Origin of the sequence: Nitrosomonas sp., from assembly GCF_019752415.1 — a bacterium.
Lineage (GTDB): Bacteria > Pseudomonadota > Gammaproteobacteria > Burkholderiales > Nitrosomonadaceae > Nitrosomonas.
Map to the genome: position 1 here is coordinate 1 of NZ_JAIEME010000103.1, position 16,338 is coordinate 16,338.

Here is a 16,338-nt window from a genome sequence, read left to right on the forward strand (position 1 = left end):
AAAAGTACCAAATCCGACCAAAGTTACACTTTCATTCTTTTTGAGCGCTTCTTTAATTGCAGTTAACGCTCCATCCAATGCACTGCCTGCTGAGGCCTTAGAAATTTTAGCCGATTTTGCGATAGCTTCGATAAGTTCGGATTTGTTCATATAATTCCCCTTCTTAGTTAATGGTAATTAAATCACAAGCAAGTACTGCAGACGCTCTTATATCAAGCTGTTAACGCCCGGTCAAGCAAATTAAGGCAGTCCAGCTACATCATTTCTCTGATAGACCAACTGGATTAAAAATGAAAAACTATTTAAATAAATTGAAAATTACATAGAAACAAATAGCTAGTTACATAAAATCGAAACTACTTGAAGTTTCCTATACCGATTCTATATTAATAAATTTCTGTTTTCTGTTCACGATTTAGCAACACTTCGACAGCTGTACGTGCTGACACAGCATCATGCAGAATGCTGCAGACAGCTTGTGTAATCGGCATTTCTATCTTCAATTGATCTCCGAGTCTAAGTACTGATTGTGCTGTGTGCACACCTTCAGCAACATGTCCAAGTTCACTCAAAATAACATTCAATGATTTTCCTTCGGCCAACATCAGCCCTACTTTTCTATTTCGAGATAAATCACCAGTACTCGTTAGAATTAGATCACCAACCCCAGCCAACCCCATAAAGGTCTTCATACTCCCACCCAAAGCAAGTCCTAACCGCGTAATTTCCATCAATCCACGCGTAATCAGGGCTGCACGTGCATTATGTCCAAATCCAATACCATCGGAAATACCTGCAGCTATGGTAATTACGTTCTTAACCGCGCCACCTGTTTCCACACCAATTACGTCTTGACTGGTATAAATACGTAATCTTGGACTATGCAATTCAGCCGCCATTCTGCTGGAAAAACCAATATCTTTGGATGCCAGTGTTAAAGCGGTTGGCAATCCTTTCGCCACCTCCTCTGCGAAACTGGGGCCGGACAATACGCCACAGTACGGCAATATGGCAGAATACTCTGCTTCGACAACTTGATGCGGCAGATGCGTAGTTTCTGATTCAAATCCCTTACACCCCCATATGATCGGTATCTTGATTTTGTTTGCAGCAATAGCACGCAATGTTTCACGTAAACCTACGATGGGTACAACAATTAGAGCAAGATCTGCAGCATCCAATGCTTCATTGAGTGCTGATGTGATTTTCAAAGATTCGGGTAATGAATAACCCGGCAAGAAACTGTGATTAATACGCTGACTATCCATTTCAATCGCATGATCTGGATCTTTTGACCACAAACTGATCTGATGACGTGCAGATAAACTAATTGCTAATGCCGATCCCCATGCACCTGCACCCAGTACAGCAATTCTCATGAACCCCAGACCTGATTGACTTTGACATAGCCAGTCTGCCCATCGAGATGCCGTACTTTTACCCAGCCTTTAACATCAGAATCTATCCATTCCATAACGATATTTTCCTCGGCTTGAAATACCAATTCAGAGCTCATATCAGCCGATTGGTAAATATTAGCTAATGGTACCGTCACAACAACATACCGTTGTTGGCTTAAAACTTTCTTTTCAACCCAGGCAAGACTCCCGCTACTGTCACGTACTTTTGCCCATCCATCTACATCCACTACGACTTCGACCGGAAGATAGCGACCTGCTACATATAATTTATCGGCTCTAAGCGATGGCGCGTCATACATAACAACAGCATTCTCCGCTAGTGAAAAAAATTCCATTTCAGCAGCTACGAAACCGGGAAGATTCAACAAGATAGTGGTCAGCAAAACACGCAGGCTGCTTTTCAACCAGAATGACTCAATCAGCAGGCTTTTTCTCATTGGTATATTCACCTCCAGGTTCGGGTTTTTAATTTAAATTCGTATTCGTTTCTGCTCTTTTTTGCTGATAAATAGCTTCAAAATTTACTGGATTGAGAATAACGGGCGGAAAGCCAGCTCGTGTCACAATATCCGATACCGTTTCACGTAAATAAGGAAAAAGAATATTAGGACACCCTATGCCCAGTATCGGGTCAATTTCACCATCAGGCACATGACGAATACGAAAAATACCAGCCTGCTGAACCTCAACCAGAAACATTATTTTGTCTTTAATCTTAGCTGTTACCGTTACCGTTAACAGTACCTCGTACAATCCCTCATCAATACTTTGGCTTTTTGTTCCAAGCTGCAAGTTGATTTCAGGTGTCTCTCTCTCCAGAAAGATATTGGGCGCATTGGGAATCTCCAAGGACAGATCCTTCACATAGATTTTTTCTATGGCAAAAACTGGTTGCTGTTGCTCACTCATATTTACTTTTTCCAGTAGTGAATTAAAAGTTTATTTATACTATCAATTGTTATCGCACCAACCCAATCCTGCGGATCAAGTTGCCAGCAATGCTGCCAATTCGCCTTTACGATCCAGTTGCGTTAAATCGTCATACCCCCCCACATGTCTTTCACCAATGTAAATCTGCGGTACAGTACGACGACCTGTTCTACCCATCATCTCAGCACGCTGGGCCGGCTCAAGATCGATGCATATTTTTTCAATTTCCTGAACCCCTCTTGAGCGCAGCAAGCTCTCTGCCATTGTGCAGTAAGGACAAAAACTCGTTGTGTACATAATTACCTTGGGCATTCAATTCTCTATCGTTTAACCATAGGCAAGCCCGCACGCTTCCAGGCATCAATACCGCCCATCAGATTAATTACTTGAGGAAAACCGTTCTTCCTTAGAACCAAACTGGCATGATTGGATCGAATACCACCAGGGTATATCACCAAAATGGGCTTGTCCTTAAATTTTTGCAACTCTACCCAACGTTCCTCAATCTTTTCAGATGGAATATGTTTTGAGTTCGGCAAATGGCCTGTCGCATACTCACTATCATCGCGGACATCCAACACCAATGCATCCTGGTAATTTATCAGTTGCACGGCTGCAAGTGTGTCGATTTCCTTGATACCACGACGCATTACCAATGGCCACAGCAATAATAGGCCACTGATTATTGCTGTAATAAGAAAGAGGAAATTTTCTAATTTAAAAAGAAAATGATCTTGAAATAATGATAATTCCATATAAGCTTTATTCTGTTTTTTTAAATGTTAATTTTATCAGAAACTGGAAAATTACGGGGTTTCCTTGATCCTGCCATTAAAGCCCACGCATAGTAACATTATGCCTATCAAATAATAATAATTAATCCTAGAATTAATTATACCCAATCTGTTTTATGAACTATTGTCAGAAAAAATAAAAATCAGTCATCATTTTTCACAAAAAGACACCTTACTTACCTTCTATTCGCACAAAAGAGTCAGTCAGATGCTGTGTTTGCAGCTAAAAGTATAATAAAATATTAGTATCTTTAACACTAATTGCTGCAAATCTCCCCCTTTTCATAAAAAGGTCAATATGAAAAAAATTATTCTCCTTCGCCATGGAGAAAGTACCTGGAATAAAGAAAATCGATTTACTGGCTGGACAGATGTTGATTTAACACCCCAAGGCTTACAGGAAGCTCGAAATGCTGGGAAGCTCTTACGAGAGCATGGATTTGTATTTGATATCGCGTATACATCAGTTCTTAGACGTGCCATTCGTACCTTGTGGATAGTGCTTGACGAAATGAATCAGATGTGGATTCCAGTACAACACACTTGGCGATTAAATGAACGACATTATGGCGCCCTGCAAGGATTGAACAAAGCTGAAACTGCGGCCAAATATGGCGATGAGCAAGTTTTAATATGGCGAAGGAGCTATGATGTCAGGCCACCTGCATTAACCATCGATGATGATCGCTATGCCGGTACTGATCCGCGATATAAAGATCTAACGCATGGTGACATACCTTTGACCGAGTGCCTAAAAGATACTGTCGCAAGATTTTTACCCTATTGGAATACGGTTATAGCACCTCAAGTTCAGTCTGGGAAAAGCGTTATCATTGCTGCACATGGGAATTCTTTAAGAGCACTGGTTAAGTATTTGGATAATATCTCTGATGAAGAGATCCTTAACTGCAACATTCCAACCGGCATCCCATTAGTTTATGAATTGGATGACAACCTGAAACCAATCCGCAACTATTATCTGGGGAATCAGAGCGAAATTCAGGAAGCTATGCAAATTGTAGCTAAGCAGGGTAAATCAGTAGTTTAAAACACATCCGACTCACTTATTCAGATATGCGTGTAAACAATACACTATTTCGAATAAATCATACCAATCTGGAAGTTGATACGTTTAATTTTATTTCTATTCGATATATTCAGTTGATGCTGATGATATGTGTTTTAATCTTTTTCTGCCCGCTCTCAGCTTTTTCCAACAACCAGGAGAATCTCAAGCTGTTGCGTGAGCGTATCCAATCTCTGCAAAAAGACTTAGCAAGCAAGGAAGCATTAAAACAGGATACAACAGATGCGTTACAAAAAACTGAGCACGCAATTAACAATTTCACGCTCAGATTAAACAAACTCATTGCAAATGACCGGCAAGCCAGTGATGAATACAAACAACTGCAAAAACAACACAGCCAAATCAGAGATAAAATAGAAATCGAACGAAATCAACTAGAGCGATTGCTCTACCAACAATATGTAGGGGGCCAGCAGGATTATTTACGGCTATTACTGAACCAGCAAAATCCTAATCAAATTGCGCGGAATGTCTATTATTACCAACAACTCTCACTCACCCGTTCGGGCATTATCAAGAATCTTCAAAATAATCAAGATGAAATTGAAGTAATAACGCAAACTAGCCGTCAAAAGAAAGAAGAAATCACTGCTATTCAAGCTGAATATTTCAGTCAACGCAAAAAACTTGAGCAAGAGAAAGCCAAGCAAGAGACTATACTCTCACAGGTATCTGGAAAAATTACTCAGCAACAACAAGAAATTAATAAACTCGAGAAGGATGAAAAGCGTATAACCAATTTAGTTAATGAGATAAATAAATTACTTGTTCAAGACAAATCTACGGATACATTGATTAACAATAAGCTCCCAGATGCCTTTACAGCAGGTTTTCCATTCTCAGCGCTCAAAGGCAAATTAAATTTACCCGTGCGAGGGAAACTTGTGAACACTTTTGGTGGTCAACGCTCAGGTAAGCATATTTCTTGGAAAGGACTGTTTATTCAATCGCCTGTTGGCAGTGATGTTAAAGCTATCTCAGGTGGCAGAGTAGTGTTTGCAGACTGGTTAAGAGGTTTTGGTAATCTGATAATTTTGGATCATGGAAATAGCTATATGAGTCTTTATGGCAACAACGCAACACTCCACAAACAAGTGGGTGATACTATTCGCGGCGGAGATACGATTGCAACAGTTGGAAATAGCGGTGGTAATACAGATTCAGGTTTATACTTTGAACTTCGTCATGGAGGTAAAGCGTTTGACCCTTTAACGTGGATAAAAATAGAATGAACGTAGTAGCCATTTACATAAATTTGATCAGTGCGGAGATAGCATAATGAGTAACGTAATCAAGAAAACAGGTTTAATTCTAATTGGTGCAATCGCTGGAATAATGCTCAGTTTGAATTTCTCTGCTATTGCCAAGAAAGATAATATCGAGGCGATTCACCCGCTGCCGATCGAAGAATTACGTACATTCGCTCAGGTGTTCGGCCGCATCAAAAGTGACTATGTCGAATCCGTTGAAGACAAAAAACTGATTACTGAAGCTATTAATGGCATGCTGGTCGGTCTGGATCCCCATTCATCCTACCTGGATAAAGACGATTACAAAGAGCTGCAAATCGGAACACAAGGTGAGTTCGGCGGGTTAGGCATTCAGGTCACCATGGAAGACGGTGTCGTAAAAGTAATTTCACCGATTGAAGATACTCCCGCATTTCGTGCAGGTATAAAAACCGGTGATCTGATTGTAAAACTGGATGACACCATTGTAAAAGGTATGACTTTGAATGATGCAATTAAGCTCATGCGTGGCAAACCCAATACTCCCATAAAGATTACTATCGTGCGGGAAGGTGAGACAGAACCACTGATCTTTAATTTAGTGCGTGACATCATAAAAACCCAAAGTGTTAAATCGAAAATGATCGAACCTGGTTATGCTTATATCCGTATCACGCAGTTTCAAGAACAAACCGGTGAGAATCTCGCACAAGCTATCAGGACACTTTTTACTGAGAATACTGGATCCATGAAAGGATTAATATTGGATCTGCGCAATGATCCAGGTGGATTACTGAATGGTGCTGTCGCTGTATCCGCCGCTTTTCTGCCAGAAAATGCGCTGGTTGTGTACACGGAAGGACGCAGTCCCGATGCAAAAATGAAATTGCACGCTAACCCTGAGTATTATCTTCGCGGTCCTGATGAGGATTATTTAAAAGGATTACCTTCTGAAGTCAAAACCGTACCGATGATCACATTGGTCAATGGCGGTTCTGCTTCAGCATCAGAAATTGTGGCAGGTGCCTTGCAAGATCACAAACGTTCTGTAGTAATGGGATCACAAACGTTTGGTAAAGGATCTGTTCAAACGATATTACCATTAGGAAATAACACAGCAATCAAGTTGACAACTGCGCGCTACTACACGCCCAATGGCCAGTCTATCCAGGCAAAAGGAATTACTCCCGATATTCTGGATGAAGCCGATAGCGGTGATGATCAACGCTTGCGTGAAGCGGATCTGAATCGTCATTTAACAAGCGGTAAAAAAGCGGAAACAAAGAATGCTGACTCTGATACAGTTAAAGCAACACAAAAACCTGTAAACAAGAAGAAAGCTAATAAGAATAAAGACGAGAAGAATAAAACCCCTATCGAATTTGGCTCGGCGGAAGATCTTTTGCTAACCCAAGCCATGAATTACTTTAAGGGTATTACTGCACCACCTGAAAAAAAGGGTGATGAGAGCGACAGCTGATTCACAAGGATCGTGAATGATAACCAGCTACTTCGATATAGCCGTCATATCCTGCTCCCGCAAATTGATATTGCGGGGCAGGAGAAGCTCAATCAATCACGCGTATTAATTGTCGGCGCTGGCGGTTTAGGTTCTCCGATAGCACTGTACCTTGCTGCCAGTGGAGTGGGCAACCTGATCATCTGTGATGGTGATCGAGTTGATCTTACCAATCTGCAGCGACAAATTATCCATGACAGCGGTTCTATTGGCCTAGCAAAAGTTCTCTCCGCAAAGCAAACACTCGCCAGAATTAATCCGGAAGTCAACGTCATCACAATCCAGGAGCAGGTAGACGCGGAAAAATTATTACAACTCGCCACAGAAGTCGATGCTGTGGTTGATGCCAGCGATAACTTCAGCACGCGCCACCATGTTAATCAAGCTTGTGTTTCCCAAAAAAAACCTTTGATTTCCGGTGCTGTAGTACGTTTTGACGGGCAAGTTAGCCTATTTGATTTACGCCATGCTCATAGCCCCTGTTATCACTGTCTATATCCAATTACCGCCGAAGAACAGGAAGACATGCCTTGTGCAATAATGGGGGTATTCTCGCCGTTAGTTGGCATTATCGGCTGCATGCAAGCTGCAGAGACACTAAAAATCCTACTAAATATTGGAGAAAGTCTGAATGGCCGCTTACAGTTATTGGATAGCCTCACGATGAACTGGCGCACGATCAAACTGCACAAAGATCCAGCCTGTCCAGTATGTCATTCATAAGAATTGCCGATTGATACCCAGTGATCCGTTGAATTCTCACGCTTTAGAGAATCTCTGCAGGAAGCAAACTCAGCCGCTGCACTTCCCATTTTGCGAGTGGGTCACGCTCGAACTCACTTTTCACAAACTGATACCAGCGGCCAACAATAAAGCACATAAATAAATTGGCTTGTGCCGCAACATCAAGGTTAGTGGTTATTTTATGCTCGCTGACAGCAAACCTTAGTGCCTGTTTTAAAGTGGCTTCCAACCGATCATGCAATTGATTAATACGTAACTGCAAATGCTCATTTTCATTTACCAGCACATCACCGATCAGAATACGCGTCATGCCCGGGTTTTTTTGCGAAAAACCTAATAACAGCAACAATAATTTTTCGATCTGCTTTGTGTCACAATTATCATCTTGCTGAATCTTGTTAATCAGCAAAAACAATGTTCGCTCAATAAATTCAATCAAAGCCTCAAACATCTGTGATTTATTGGAAAAACAACGATACAACGATGATTCTGAAATTTCCAGCTGAGCGGCTAACGCTGCGGTGGTAATCCTCTTTCTCTGCGGATACTCCAGCATCCTGGCCAAAGCTTGCAGGATCTGATCTTTTCTTTCACTGGATTTTACTGACTGGTAGGAAGGCTTCAATTGGTTAACCGCGAAGAAACAAAGGCAATAAATGAAATATAACAAATTAACAGACCAAGGCAAAAACTATTCTGCTTTTTTTAGATTACTCACTGTTGGTCTATTTGGCAAATCAATAGTCATAATAACTGGATACGAACTAGACCTGTTCGCCTGAAACAAGCTAGAATTACTAATTTTAGGGTTTCCTGTTCATGCATACTTGGCGAAGGTCATCGATACGCGCAAAAACGCCGATTGCACTGACCATAGGTAATTTTGATGGCGTTCATTTAGGCCATCAAGCAATGCTTATCCGTCTGAAGGATGCTGCCAAGCGGCTTGGACTACCTGCCTGCGTAATGACTTTCGAGCCGCATCCACGTGAATTTTTTGCTCCAGATCAAGCACCTGCACGCCTGACCAGCTTGCGGGAAAAACTGAAATACTTAATCCAGTCAGAAGTCGATTGTATCCATATTTGCCGCTTCAATTATGATTTTGCCAGAATTAATCCAGAACAATTTATTACGCGCATTCTGAATCAAGAGCTGTCTGTTCGCTGGTTGCTTGTGGGGGATGATTTTCGTTTTGGTGCACGACGTGCGGGTGATTTTGCCATGCTGCAAGCCCATTCAGCAGCAAATGGTTTCTCCGTAGAGGTCATGCCCAGTGTCGCCATTGACAATCAACGTATTTCAAGCACTGCTACCCGGCAAGCACTTGCCACTGGCGATCTTAATATGGCCGGAAAATTACTAGGCAGACCTTACAGCATCAGTGGGCGTGTGATTGATGGTGATAAACTAGGCAAAAAAATCGGATTTCCGACAGCAAATATTCAGTTGAAATATAATCACCCGCCACTCTCGGGTATTTTTGTTGTTGCCGTACGCGGCGCTATCCAGTCATCGCCAGCAACAATACTTCCCGGCGTTGCCAGTCTGGGCGTGAGACCAACAGTCCATAAAAATGGAAAACCTGTATTGGAAGTACATTTGTTTGACTTTAACCAGGACATTTACGGGCAACACTTACAAGTCGATTTTCTGCACAAGTTGCGCGACGAAGAAAAATATGCGGATATCGACAAACTCATCGTTCAAATTAAAAAAGATGTCGTGCAAGCAAAAGACTTTTTCCTGACGATTCAGAACCATTAAAGTAGCCAGTAGCGTCCTTTAACCCACTAATTTATTTCATGACCGATTATAAAAAAACCCTCAATTTACTCGATACCCCCTTCCCGATGCGCGGCAATCTGGCCAGCCGTGAACCGGACATGCTAAAGGCCTGGCAAGAAAAGAATCTGTATCAGAAAATCCGCTCTGTCAGCAAAGGGCGCCCCAAATTCATTCTGCATGACGGCCCCCCTTATGCCAATGGCGACATTCACATCGGTCATGCGGTCAACAAAATTCTCAAAGATATCATTATAAAAAGTAAAACATTGGCTGGTTTCGATGCACCATATATTCCGGGTTGGGATTGTCATGGGCTACCCATTGAGCATCAAATCGAGAAGAAACATGGCAAACATTTACCGGCTGATAAAGTGCGAGAGCTTTGCCGTACTTTTGCCAAGGAACAGGTAGAGCGCCAGAAAGCTGATTTCATTCGCCTCGGCGTGCTTGGCGATTGGGATAATCCCTATCTCACGATGAACTTCAAAACAGAAGCAGATATTATTCGTGCACTGGGAAAGATTTATCAGAGTGGTTATTTGTATCAGGGACAGAAGCCGGTCAACTGGTGTATTGATTGTGGCTCGGCATTGGCTGAAGCGGAAGTGGAATATGAAGACAAGACTTCGCCCGCGATTGATGTTGGTTTTACCGTGCAATCGTCCGAACATCGATTGCTCTGCGACGTCTTTGGCATCCCGATCCCGGAAAATGACACCATTTATGCCACCATCTGGACTACCACGCCCTGGACACTACCAGCCAACCAAGCGGTCAGCGTTCACCCGGATTTTAATTATGAACTGATAAAAACAACACGCGGCTGGCTGATCCTCGCAGCCGAACTGAAGCAAGCTTGTCTGGAGCGCTACGGCTTGACCGCCATTGAGCACGACGGTATCCCCTGCACGGGATCCGAACTTGAAAAGTTAAAATTACAACATCCGTTTGAGCCACGCACGGTCAAAATCATCTGTGGCGAACATGTTACATTGGAGGCTGGCACGGGGCTTGTGCACACCGCACCGGCGCATGGTCAGGATGATTATTTTGTCGGTCAATTATATGGGCTACCCGTCGACAGTCCTGTCGATGGTCATGGAAAATTCAAGGCCAACACACCTCTCGTGGGTGGCATGTTGGTATGGAAAGCCGACAATGTTGTCATCGACACACTCAAAACCAGCGGACATCTGTTTTGCCTGAAAAAAATCGAGCACAGTTATCCGCATTGCTGGCGCCATAAAACACCCATCATTTTCCGCGCCACGCCACAATGGTTTATTGGCATGAATCTACAAGGTGCAATCGATGCAACTGCGCAGAAACAAACCCTGCGTGAACTGGCCATACAGGCTGTCGAGTCCACTGAATTTTACCCGTCATGGGGCAAGGCCCGCCTGGAAGCGATGATTAAGAACCGCCCGGATTGGTGCGTATCACGCCAGCGTAACTGGGGCGTTCCGATGGCCCTTTTCGTGCATAGAGAAACCCACTTGCCGCATCCACGATCACTCGAGCTACTCGAGCAAGTGGCGCAAAAAGTGGAACAACAAGGCATCGAAGCTTGGTTTGCACTGGATGCCGCTGAATTGCTGGGGGAAGAAGCCAAGGATTATCAAAAACTGACCGACACACTGGATGTTTGGTTTGATTCCGGCACCACACACGCCACCATCGTTAAGCCGAATGCTCAACTCAAATATCCGGTTGATCTGTATCTGGAGGGCTCCGACCAGCATCGCGGCTGGTTCCAGTCTTCGCTGCTGACCGGTTGTGCCATTAATGGCCGAGCCCCTTATGATGCATTGCTCACACACGGATTCGTGGTGGATGGCAGCGGTCACAAAATGAGCAAATCCAAAGGAAACGTCATCGCACCGCAGAAAGTGATGGATACTTCCGGTGCCGATATTTTGCGTTTATGGGTGGCTTCAACTGATTATTCCGGTGAGCTTTCCATTTCCGAAGAAATTCTGAAACGAGTCGTCGAGAGCTATCGGCGCATCCGTAATACACTGCGCTTTTTACTCGCTAATCTAATGGACTTTAATCCACAGACCGATCTGGTTGCTGTCTCTGATTGCCTGGAAATTGATCGCTATATGCTGGCGTTTACCGATTCTTTCCAAGAAGACTTGACACAAAGCTATCAGCGTTATGAATTCCATCAAGTAGTGCACAAACTGCACAATTTCTGCTCTGAAGACTTGGGTGGCTTTTATCTAGATATCCTCAAGGATCGCCTGTACACAGCTGCAGCCAAAGGCACGCCACGCCGCTCGGCACAAACCGCGCTATACCATATCGCACATAGCCTGGTACGCCTGTTTGCGCCAATCCTGAGCTTCACTTCGGAAGAAGTATGGGAACATCTGACTGGTGACAAAGAAGACAGTGTGCTATTGCAGTATTGGCATACTTTTCCAGCGCAGCCCGATACCCAGTTATTACAGCAGCGCTGGTTGAGAATACGCACTTTGCGTTCGCAAGTGCTAAAAAAACTGGAGGGCTCTCGCGCACAAGGAAAAATCGGTTCCTCATTGGCGGCGACGGTAGAAATTCACACCAACAGTGACGACTTCACCCTACTTAGGGCTCTGGGCGATGATTTACGCTTCGTATTGATTGTTTCTGAAGTTCATCTGATTCAGATCAATGATTCGCAGAAGGAAAAAATCGTTGTGGCATCCAGCACACAGAAAAAATGCGAACGCTGCTGGCATTATCGCCGGGATGTCGGGCATCGCGCGGAACACCCCACATTGTGCGAGCGTTGCGTCACTAATCTTTATGGCGACGGTGAAGAACGACACTACGCCTAAAACCTAACACTTATCCAACGGGAACTTCTGCTATGAAGCTTTACATCAGCCTGAGCATTGCTTTGATCGTTCTGGTTCTGGACCTTGCCAGCAAATATTGGGTAGAGTCTGCATTGGAATTTGGTCAGAAAATTCCATTGACCGGATTTTTTAACTTGGTGCTGACCTACAATCCCGGCGCGGCCTTTAGCTTTCTGAGCGAAGAGTCGGGCTGGCAGCGTTGGTTCCTGAGCGGAGTCGCGGGCAGTGCCGCATTATTGATCGTCTTCCTACTCAATAAATACAAACATGAAAAATTATTCTGCATGTCATTGAGTCTAATTTTGGGCGGTGCTTTAGGGAATTTATATGACCGCGTCACGCTTGGTCATGTAGTCGATTTTCTGGATTTCTACATCGGCACCTATCACTGGCCAGCATTCAACATCGCCGATTCCGCCATCTTTATCGGTGCCGCGCTGATGATATACGAAAGTTTCCAGCACAAAGAAGATTCTGAAAATTCTAAAATAAAAGGTTAAGTAGTCCTTGGTACAACCCTATCGCCAGGAATCTTACTTGTTCGATTTCTTTTCCTTGGTAATCGGGTTTTGTAGTGTATAGCCGTTCTCTTTCATTTTATACCCGCCATAAGCACCTGCACCCGCAACAACAAGTGTCCAACAACCCGATAACAGTGGCAGTATCATTAAGAGAGCAACCAAGCTTACTATCCGTTTTCTCTTCATTCTGAATTCCTATACAAAGTGATATTTTAATGGTTGCAGTCAATTTACTAGAATCTTTTAATGGCCTATTCTGTGAATCGTCTGCAATCACTATGACCATCCAACAAACTTGCAATTACCCAATTACCATATCATTCTTCATTATCCTTGTCCAAAGCTTATAAATCATCGTTATTCCGGCATCACATGCTTCAGCACCTTCAATAAAAAAGCCTCATCTTTATGACGAGGTTCCTGAAAAAATTTAATCGGGTCTAATGTTTTTTTTCTTGCGATGCGCAGTAAGGCTCAACAACCCAAGTCCGGTTAACAGCATGACATAGGTCTCTGACTCGGGTATAGGACTGGCAAATGAAACCATATCGAGCGAGCCGCCATAGCTATCGCTTATTCCACTGGCGCTAAAAGTCAGCAACCCATATCCATCAAAGTTAATGATTGTCGAATAATTTAACCACATGTGATCACTGCCTGAATTACTAGCACCATTCAAGACAGTCACAGGAGCAGATCCATCAACCGTGAACGTCAGATCATTAGTGGCGCCAGTACCCGGACGGGCTGAATACCAAAAGCTCAATTGATACAGACCAGGAGTACCAACCAAAAGTTGTGACAACGAGCTATTCGAATAAGTATCCAATTCGATAAAATTACCTCCCTCATAAGCAGTTCCAGCAACATTATTGCGCAGCTCGATGTTTGGGATACCCGTCCACCCGGTCAACGAATTATAGATATTCCAGGTACCGCTCGCTTGCGAATCCGCTTCGAAACTGCCATTCGTCACGAGATCCACGGCTGCCGAAGCTATCATCGGGATTGCAAACAAGATGCTGGCCACATATTTAGTAAAACTATTCATCACTATCTCCCATTCAAGTATAAAAGGTAAACATATTTCGGCTTCTCACCAATAAATCTTGATATCGGAACGATATAGCTTCTCTGAAATAGAAAAATTGGGCATTGATCCTAAGGATATCTTGCTAGCTTTCAGACCTAAAAAGCTCTACCCGGTGTATTATCAGAACAATGAAATCGACAAAATCAAACAAACGATACGTTTAAAACTGAATTTGAGAAAAACCAAATTTAAATTCAATTGGTTATCATGCGACTTTGGTCAGTACATCCCTATTATTTAGATGCTAAAGGCTTGGTAGCCCTGTGGCGCGAGGGCCTTTTAGCTCAGAAGGTTTTGCAAGGCTATACCAAGGGATATAAAAATCACCCTCAATTAACAAGATTCAAGAATACAACAGATCCTGTTGCCGCTATCGCTGCTTATCTGGGATTTGTAGTAGATGAAGCAGAAATCCGGGGTTATCACTTTGATAGAAATAAAATCACCGCTCAGTATTGTACAAAAAAAATTACAGTCACTAGCGGGCAACTGGAATACGAGTTTGGCCACTTATTGGGAAAACTGAAAGATAGAGATCATCGGCGCTATGCTCGCCTCAAAGAAGTCAGTGAGATAAGTGCTCATCCAATCTTTAACGAAACCGCGGGGAATATTGAAGATTGGGAAATAATCAACCCTGCCAAATAATCCTATCATTTTTCTTAAAAAATTTAATCAAATAAAACCAATCGGATAAAAACTTTTTCTGCCCCTCATTCTGGCACGCTCGTCTGAATAATCAAGAAGGCTGCGGAGGCACCTTGATCCACTCTCCTGCACACTCTTTGACATAAGGGTAGTATCCTTCAGGATTACGGCAATAATGCCAGTAATTTCTATTCTGCACAGGAGCAGGCCGGGAAACTTGATTTTGCTGAACATAGGTTGGGACTCTGGGTTGAGTTACAACCATCGGAGCTGAGAATACCGGAGATGCAGCAATCATTGCAGGGTAACCACCCAGTGGGTAGTAGGGATCAAAATAGCGATATGGCCCAAAACCAACGTTATTATAGAGCCCGACACCCACCCGATTACTGTAAAAGCCAAAACTACTAAACGGCGCACCAAAGCCATAATAGCCAAAGCCTCCAAAAGGACCGAATGGACTAAAAGGACCCCATGGACCGAATCCAAATCCCAATCCAACACCTAGGCCTAGCCCGAATCCCGAATCAAATCCGCCATGATGATGGTGCCCCCCGCCATGATGATCATGTCCATGATCTTGATTCTGCTCAGTATTATTATCTGAACTATTATTATTTTCAATATTCACAATCTGAGTTGAAGAATCGCCCTGAGTAACACCACTGTCCTGATTCGATTGATCGGCCCCAGCAGAATCAGGAGATCCAGCAGCTCCAGTAGAATCTGTAGGTACAGTTGCAAGTTCGTTCCGAAGTGGCTCCTGCGCAAATCCATCATTCTGTTGTGATCCAGTACTCTGATCTACACTATCGCTCGGATAAGAATCATTGGACTGACCGAATGCACCCGTTTGATCAAAGTCACCTCCCTGACCAGGGTCATCGCCTCCCCCAAAATCTTCCGGTTGATTAAATCCATCATCCTGATAAAACGCATCACTTTGATCGTAGCCATTCTGATCAAAAGTACTTTGATCAGAATCACCATAGTCAGAATAACCACTGGGGTCGTAATCACCGCTATAATCTCCCCCTCCATAATCCCCTCCGAAATCAGCGCCGCCATAATCGCCTCCAAAGTCGCCCCCATCAAAACCTCCACCATCGCCCCCACCACCATCTCCTTCAGCTCCTGCAGGCGGTGCCAAAAACACCCCACAAAGGATGATAGCCAGGCAAGTTAATTTGAACTTTTTCATATCAACCTCAATCATCAATGTTAATGAAGCAACACAAATTAATCTTATTTTTAACGACCACCCTGGAGTTTATTGCTCACTAGGCAATCCATTAAAAATATCTTTGCATTTATAATAATCATAGCAAGTAAAATCTGAATGGGTGCTGAATAAAAGGCTGATGAGATGCGCATCCTAGTTGCAGTAAAAGATTATTTTCAATCAGGAATTAAACCGAGCTATAATCTTTCTGCGGCAAACTCATCAATCAGAAGTTTTATGCGCACATAATGCCCACCCTGCCAGTAAATCTGGCCACATTCTGGAAAAACTAGAAATTTTTCGTAATATTCCCTTGTCAAGGGCTAGGAAATATTCGATTTGTTGTTTTCCGGTTTCCATTAATTTTCCATTACAGTGCGTGCAGCGTGTCAGTGGTTTTATCAAAGAATACAAATTAAGGAAACACTGATTTATTCGATCACATCGACTTTGGTCAAAAAGGTTTGATAAACTGCATCATACTGATAAATATGGA

General features: G+C 43.2%; 19 protein-coding genes. 8 read left to right on the plus strand and 11 right to left on the minus strand.

Going from position 1 to position 16,338, the window contains the following annotated elements; all coding sequences use genetic code 11:
• The 6 genes from K2P83_RS13700 to K2P83_RS13725 all read right to left on the minus strand — a co-directional run.
• The coding region (locus tag K2P83_RS13700) for an HU family DNA-binding protein (protein ID WP_292930157.1) at nt 1–150 on the minus strand (150 nt) is incomplete at its 3' end.
• A 236-nt stretch (nt 151–386) separates the two neighbouring features.
• Nucleotides 387–1,379 carry an NAD(P)H-dependent glycerol-3-phosphate dehydrogenase gene (locus K2P83_RS13705; protein WP_292930125.1) on the minus strand — a complete coding sequence of 331 codons (993 nt, stop codon included), beginning with the start codon at nt 1,377–1,379 and terminating at the stop codon, nt 387–389.
• Entirely contained in the window at nt 1,376–1,858 is a 483-nt protein-coding gene (locus K2P83_RS13710; protein ID WP_292930127.1) for an SH3 domain-containing protein, read from the minus strand. The genes K2P83_RS13705 and K2P83_RS13710 overlap by 4 nt, the downstream gene beginning before the upstream one ends.
• 28 nt (nt 1,859–1,886) lie before the next feature.
• Entirely contained in the window at nt 1,887–2,330 is a 444-nt protein-coding gene (gene secB / locus K2P83_RS13715; protein WP_292930129.1) for a protein-export chaperone SecB, read from the minus strand.
• Nucleotides 2,331–2,405: 75 nt separating this feature from the next.
• Nucleotides 2,406–2,663: a glutaredoxin 3 gene (grxC, locus tag K2P83_RS13720; protein ID WP_292930131.1), complete on the minus strand. Its 258-nt coding sequence runs from the start codon at nt 2,661–2,663 to the stop codon at nt 2,406–2,408.
• Nucleotides 2,664–2,671: 8 nt separating this feature from the next.
• Nucleotides 2,672–3,001, minus strand: a complete 330-nt coding sequence (locus K2P83_RS13725; protein ID WP_363279667.1) for a rhodanese-like domain-containing protein — start codon at nt 2,999–3,001, stop codon at nt 2,672–2,674.
• Between the two features lie 442 nt (nt 3,002–3,443).
• Here K2P83_RS13725 and gpmA point away from each other — a divergent pair, with 442 nt between their 5' ends.
• The 4 genes from gpmA to moeB all read left to right on the plus strand — a co-directional run bounded on the left by gpmA (nt 3,444) and on the right by moeB (nt 7,703).
• Nucleotides 3,444–4,193 (plus strand): 2,3-diphosphoglycerate-dependent phosphoglycerate mutase, encoded by a 750-nt coding sequence (gene gpmA / locus K2P83_RS13730; protein ID WP_292930135.1) that lies wholly within the window; start codon nt 3,444–3,446, stop codon nt 4,191–4,193.
• Between the two features lie 191 nt (nt 4,194–4,384).
• Nucleotides 4,385–5,464, plus strand: a complete 1,080-nt coding sequence (locus K2P83_RS13735) for a peptidoglycan DD-metalloendopeptidase family protein (RefSeq protein ID WP_292930137.1) — start codon at nt 4,385–4,387, stop codon at nt 5,462–5,464.
• A 46-nt stretch (nt 5,465–5,510) separates the two neighbouring features.
• Nucleotides 5,511–6,941 (plus strand): S41 family peptidase, encoded by a 1,431-nt coding sequence (locus K2P83_RS13740; RefSeq protein WP_292930139.1) that lies wholly within the window; start codon nt 5,511–5,513, stop codon nt 6,939–6,941.
• A 12-nt stretch (nt 6,942–6,953) separates the two neighbouring features.
• The gene (gene moeB, locus K2P83_RS13745; protein ID WP_292930141.1) at nt 6,954–7,703 is read left to right on the plus strand and encodes a molybdopterin-synthase adenylyltransferase MoeB; all 750 of its coding nucleotides are present in this window, start codon (nt 6,954–6,956) and stop codon (nt 7,701–7,703) included.
• Nucleotides 7,704–7,746: 43 nt separating this feature from the next.
• Here the strand turns inward: moeB and slmA are convergent, their stop codons facing one another.
• Nucleotides 7,747–8,349: a nucleoid occlusion factor SlmA gene (gene slmA, locus K2P83_RS13750; RefSeq protein ID WP_292930143.1), complete on the minus strand. Its 603-nt coding sequence runs from the start codon at nt 8,347–8,349 to the stop codon at nt 7,747–7,749.
• A gap of 194 nt (nt 8,350–8,543) precedes the next feature.
• Here slmA and K2P83_RS13755 point away from each other — a divergent pair, with 194 nt between their 5' ends.
• Genes K2P83_RS13755 through lspA form a run of 3 tightly spaced genes read left to right on the plus strand, consistent with a single transcriptional unit; the run spans nt 8,544 to nt 12,858 of the window.
• Nucleotides 8,544–9,491, plus strand: coding sequence for a bifunctional riboflavin kinase/FAD synthetase (locus K2P83_RS13755; RefSeq protein ID WP_292930145.1), 948 nt, complete (start codon nt 8,544–8,546; stop codon nt 9,489–9,491).
• Nucleotides 9,492–9,529: 38 nt separating this feature from the next.
• A complete protein-coding gene (gene ileS / locus K2P83_RS13760) occupies nt 9,530–12,337 on the plus strand; it encodes an isoleucine--tRNA ligase (protein ID WP_292930147.1) in 2,808 nt (935 codons plus the stop codon).
• A 32-nt stretch (nt 12,338–12,369) separates the two neighbouring features.
• The gene (gene lspA, locus K2P83_RS13765; protein ID WP_292930149.1) at nt 12,370–12,858 is read left to right on the plus strand and encodes a signal peptidase II; all 489 of its coding nucleotides are present in this window, start codon (nt 12,370–12,372) and stop codon (nt 12,856–12,858) included.
• Nucleotides 12,859–12,891: 33 nt separating this feature from the next.
• On the opposite strand, the gene K2P83_RS13770 is transcribed toward lspA, so the two are convergent.
• Both K2P83_RS13770 and K2P83_RS13775 read right to left on the minus strand, forming a co-directional pair.
• Nucleotides 12,892–13,065, minus strand: a complete 174-nt coding sequence (locus K2P83_RS13770) for a hypothetical protein (RefSeq protein ID WP_292930151.1) — start codon at nt 13,063–13,065, stop codon at nt 12,892–12,894.
• A 244-nt stretch (nt 13,066–13,309) separates the two neighbouring features.
• Nucleotides 13,310–13,930, minus strand: coding sequence for a pyruvate-binding protein (locus K2P83_RS13775; protein ID WP_292930153.1), 621 nt, complete (start codon nt 13,928–13,930; stop codon nt 13,310–13,312).
• A 249-nt stretch (nt 13,931–14,179) separates the two neighbouring features.
• Between K2P83_RS13775 and K2P83_RS13780 the strand changes: the two genes are divergently transcribed.
• Nucleotides 14,180–14,620 (plus strand): pyrimidine dimer DNA glycosylase/endonuclease V, encoded by a 441-nt coding sequence (locus K2P83_RS13780; protein ID WP_292930159.1) that lies wholly within the window; start codon nt 14,180–14,182, stop codon nt 14,618–14,620.
• Nucleotides 14,621–14,711: 91 nt separating this feature from the next.
• Here the strand turns inward: K2P83_RS13780 and K2P83_RS13785 are convergent, their stop codons facing one another.
• Together K2P83_RS13785 and K2P83_RS14370 are read right to left on the minus strand one after the other, a co-directional pair.
• Nucleotides 14,712–15,821 (minus strand): hypothetical protein, encoded by a 1,110-nt coding sequence (locus tag K2P83_RS13785; protein WP_292930155.1) that lies wholly within the window; start codon nt 15,819–15,821, stop codon nt 14,712–14,714.
• 218 nt (nt 15,822–16,039) lie between these two features.
• On the minus strand, nt 16,040–16,162 hold the full coding sequence (locus K2P83_RS14370; RefSeq protein ID WP_363279671.1) for a Mut7-C RNAse domain-containing protein: 123 nt from the start codon (nt 16,160–16,162) through the stop codon (nt 16,040–16,042).
• Nucleotides 16,163–16,338 lie beyond the last annotated feature (176 nt).

Coding starts and splice junctions, on each gene's coding strand:
- K2P83_RS13775 (WP_292930153.1), bottom strand. CDS start 13,930: ATGAATAGTTTTACTAAATATGTGGCCAGCATCTTGTTTGCAATCCCG.
- K2P83_RS13755 (WP_292930145.1), top strand. CDS start 8,544: ATGCATACTTGGCGAAGGTCATCGATACGCGCAAAAACGCCGATTGCA.
- lspA (WP_292930149.1), top strand. CDS start 12,370: ATGAAGCTTTACATCAGCCTGAGCATTGCTTTGATCGTTCTGGTTCTG.
- gpmA (WP_292930135.1), top strand. CDS start 3,444: ATGAAAAAAATTATTCTCCTTCGCCATGGAGAAAGTACCTGGAATAAA.
- K2P83_RS13785 (WP_292930155.1), bottom strand. CDS start 15,821: ATGAAAAAGTTCAAATTAACTTGCCTGGCTATCATCCTTTGTGGGGTG.
- ileS (WP_292930147.1), top strand. CDS start 9,530: ATGACCGATTATAAAAAAACCCTCAATTTACTCGATACCCCCTTCCCG.
- K2P83_RS13705 (WP_292930125.1), bottom strand. CDS start 1,379: ATGAGAATTGCTGTACTGGGTGCAGGTGCATGGGGATCGGCATTAGCA.
- secB (WP_292930129.1), bottom strand. CDS start 2,330: ATGAGTGAGCAACAGCAACCAGTTTTTGCCATAGAAAAAATCTATGTG.
- K2P83_RS13780 (WP_292930159.1), top strand. CDS start 14,180: ATGCGACTTTGGTCAGTACATCCCTATTATTTAGATGCTAAAGGCTTG.
- K2P83_RS13740 (WP_292930139.1), top strand. CDS start 5,511: ATGAGTAACGTAATCAAGAAAACAGGTTTAATTCTAATTGGTGCAATC.
- K2P83_RS13770 (WP_292930151.1), bottom strand. CDS start 13,065: ATGAAGAGAAAACGGATAGTAAGCTTGGTTGCTCTCTTAATGATACTG.
- K2P83_RS13725 (WP_363279667.1), bottom strand. CDS start 3,001: ATGCGTCGTGGTATCAAGGAAATCGACACACTTGCAGCCGTGCAACTG.
- grxC (WP_292930131.1), bottom strand. CDS start 2,663: ATGCCCAAGGTAATTATGTACACAACGAGTTTTTGTCCTTACTGCACA.
- K2P83_RS13710 (WP_292930127.1), bottom strand. CDS start 1,858: ATGAGAAAAAGCCTGCTGATTGAGTCATTCTGGTTGAAAAGCAGCCTG.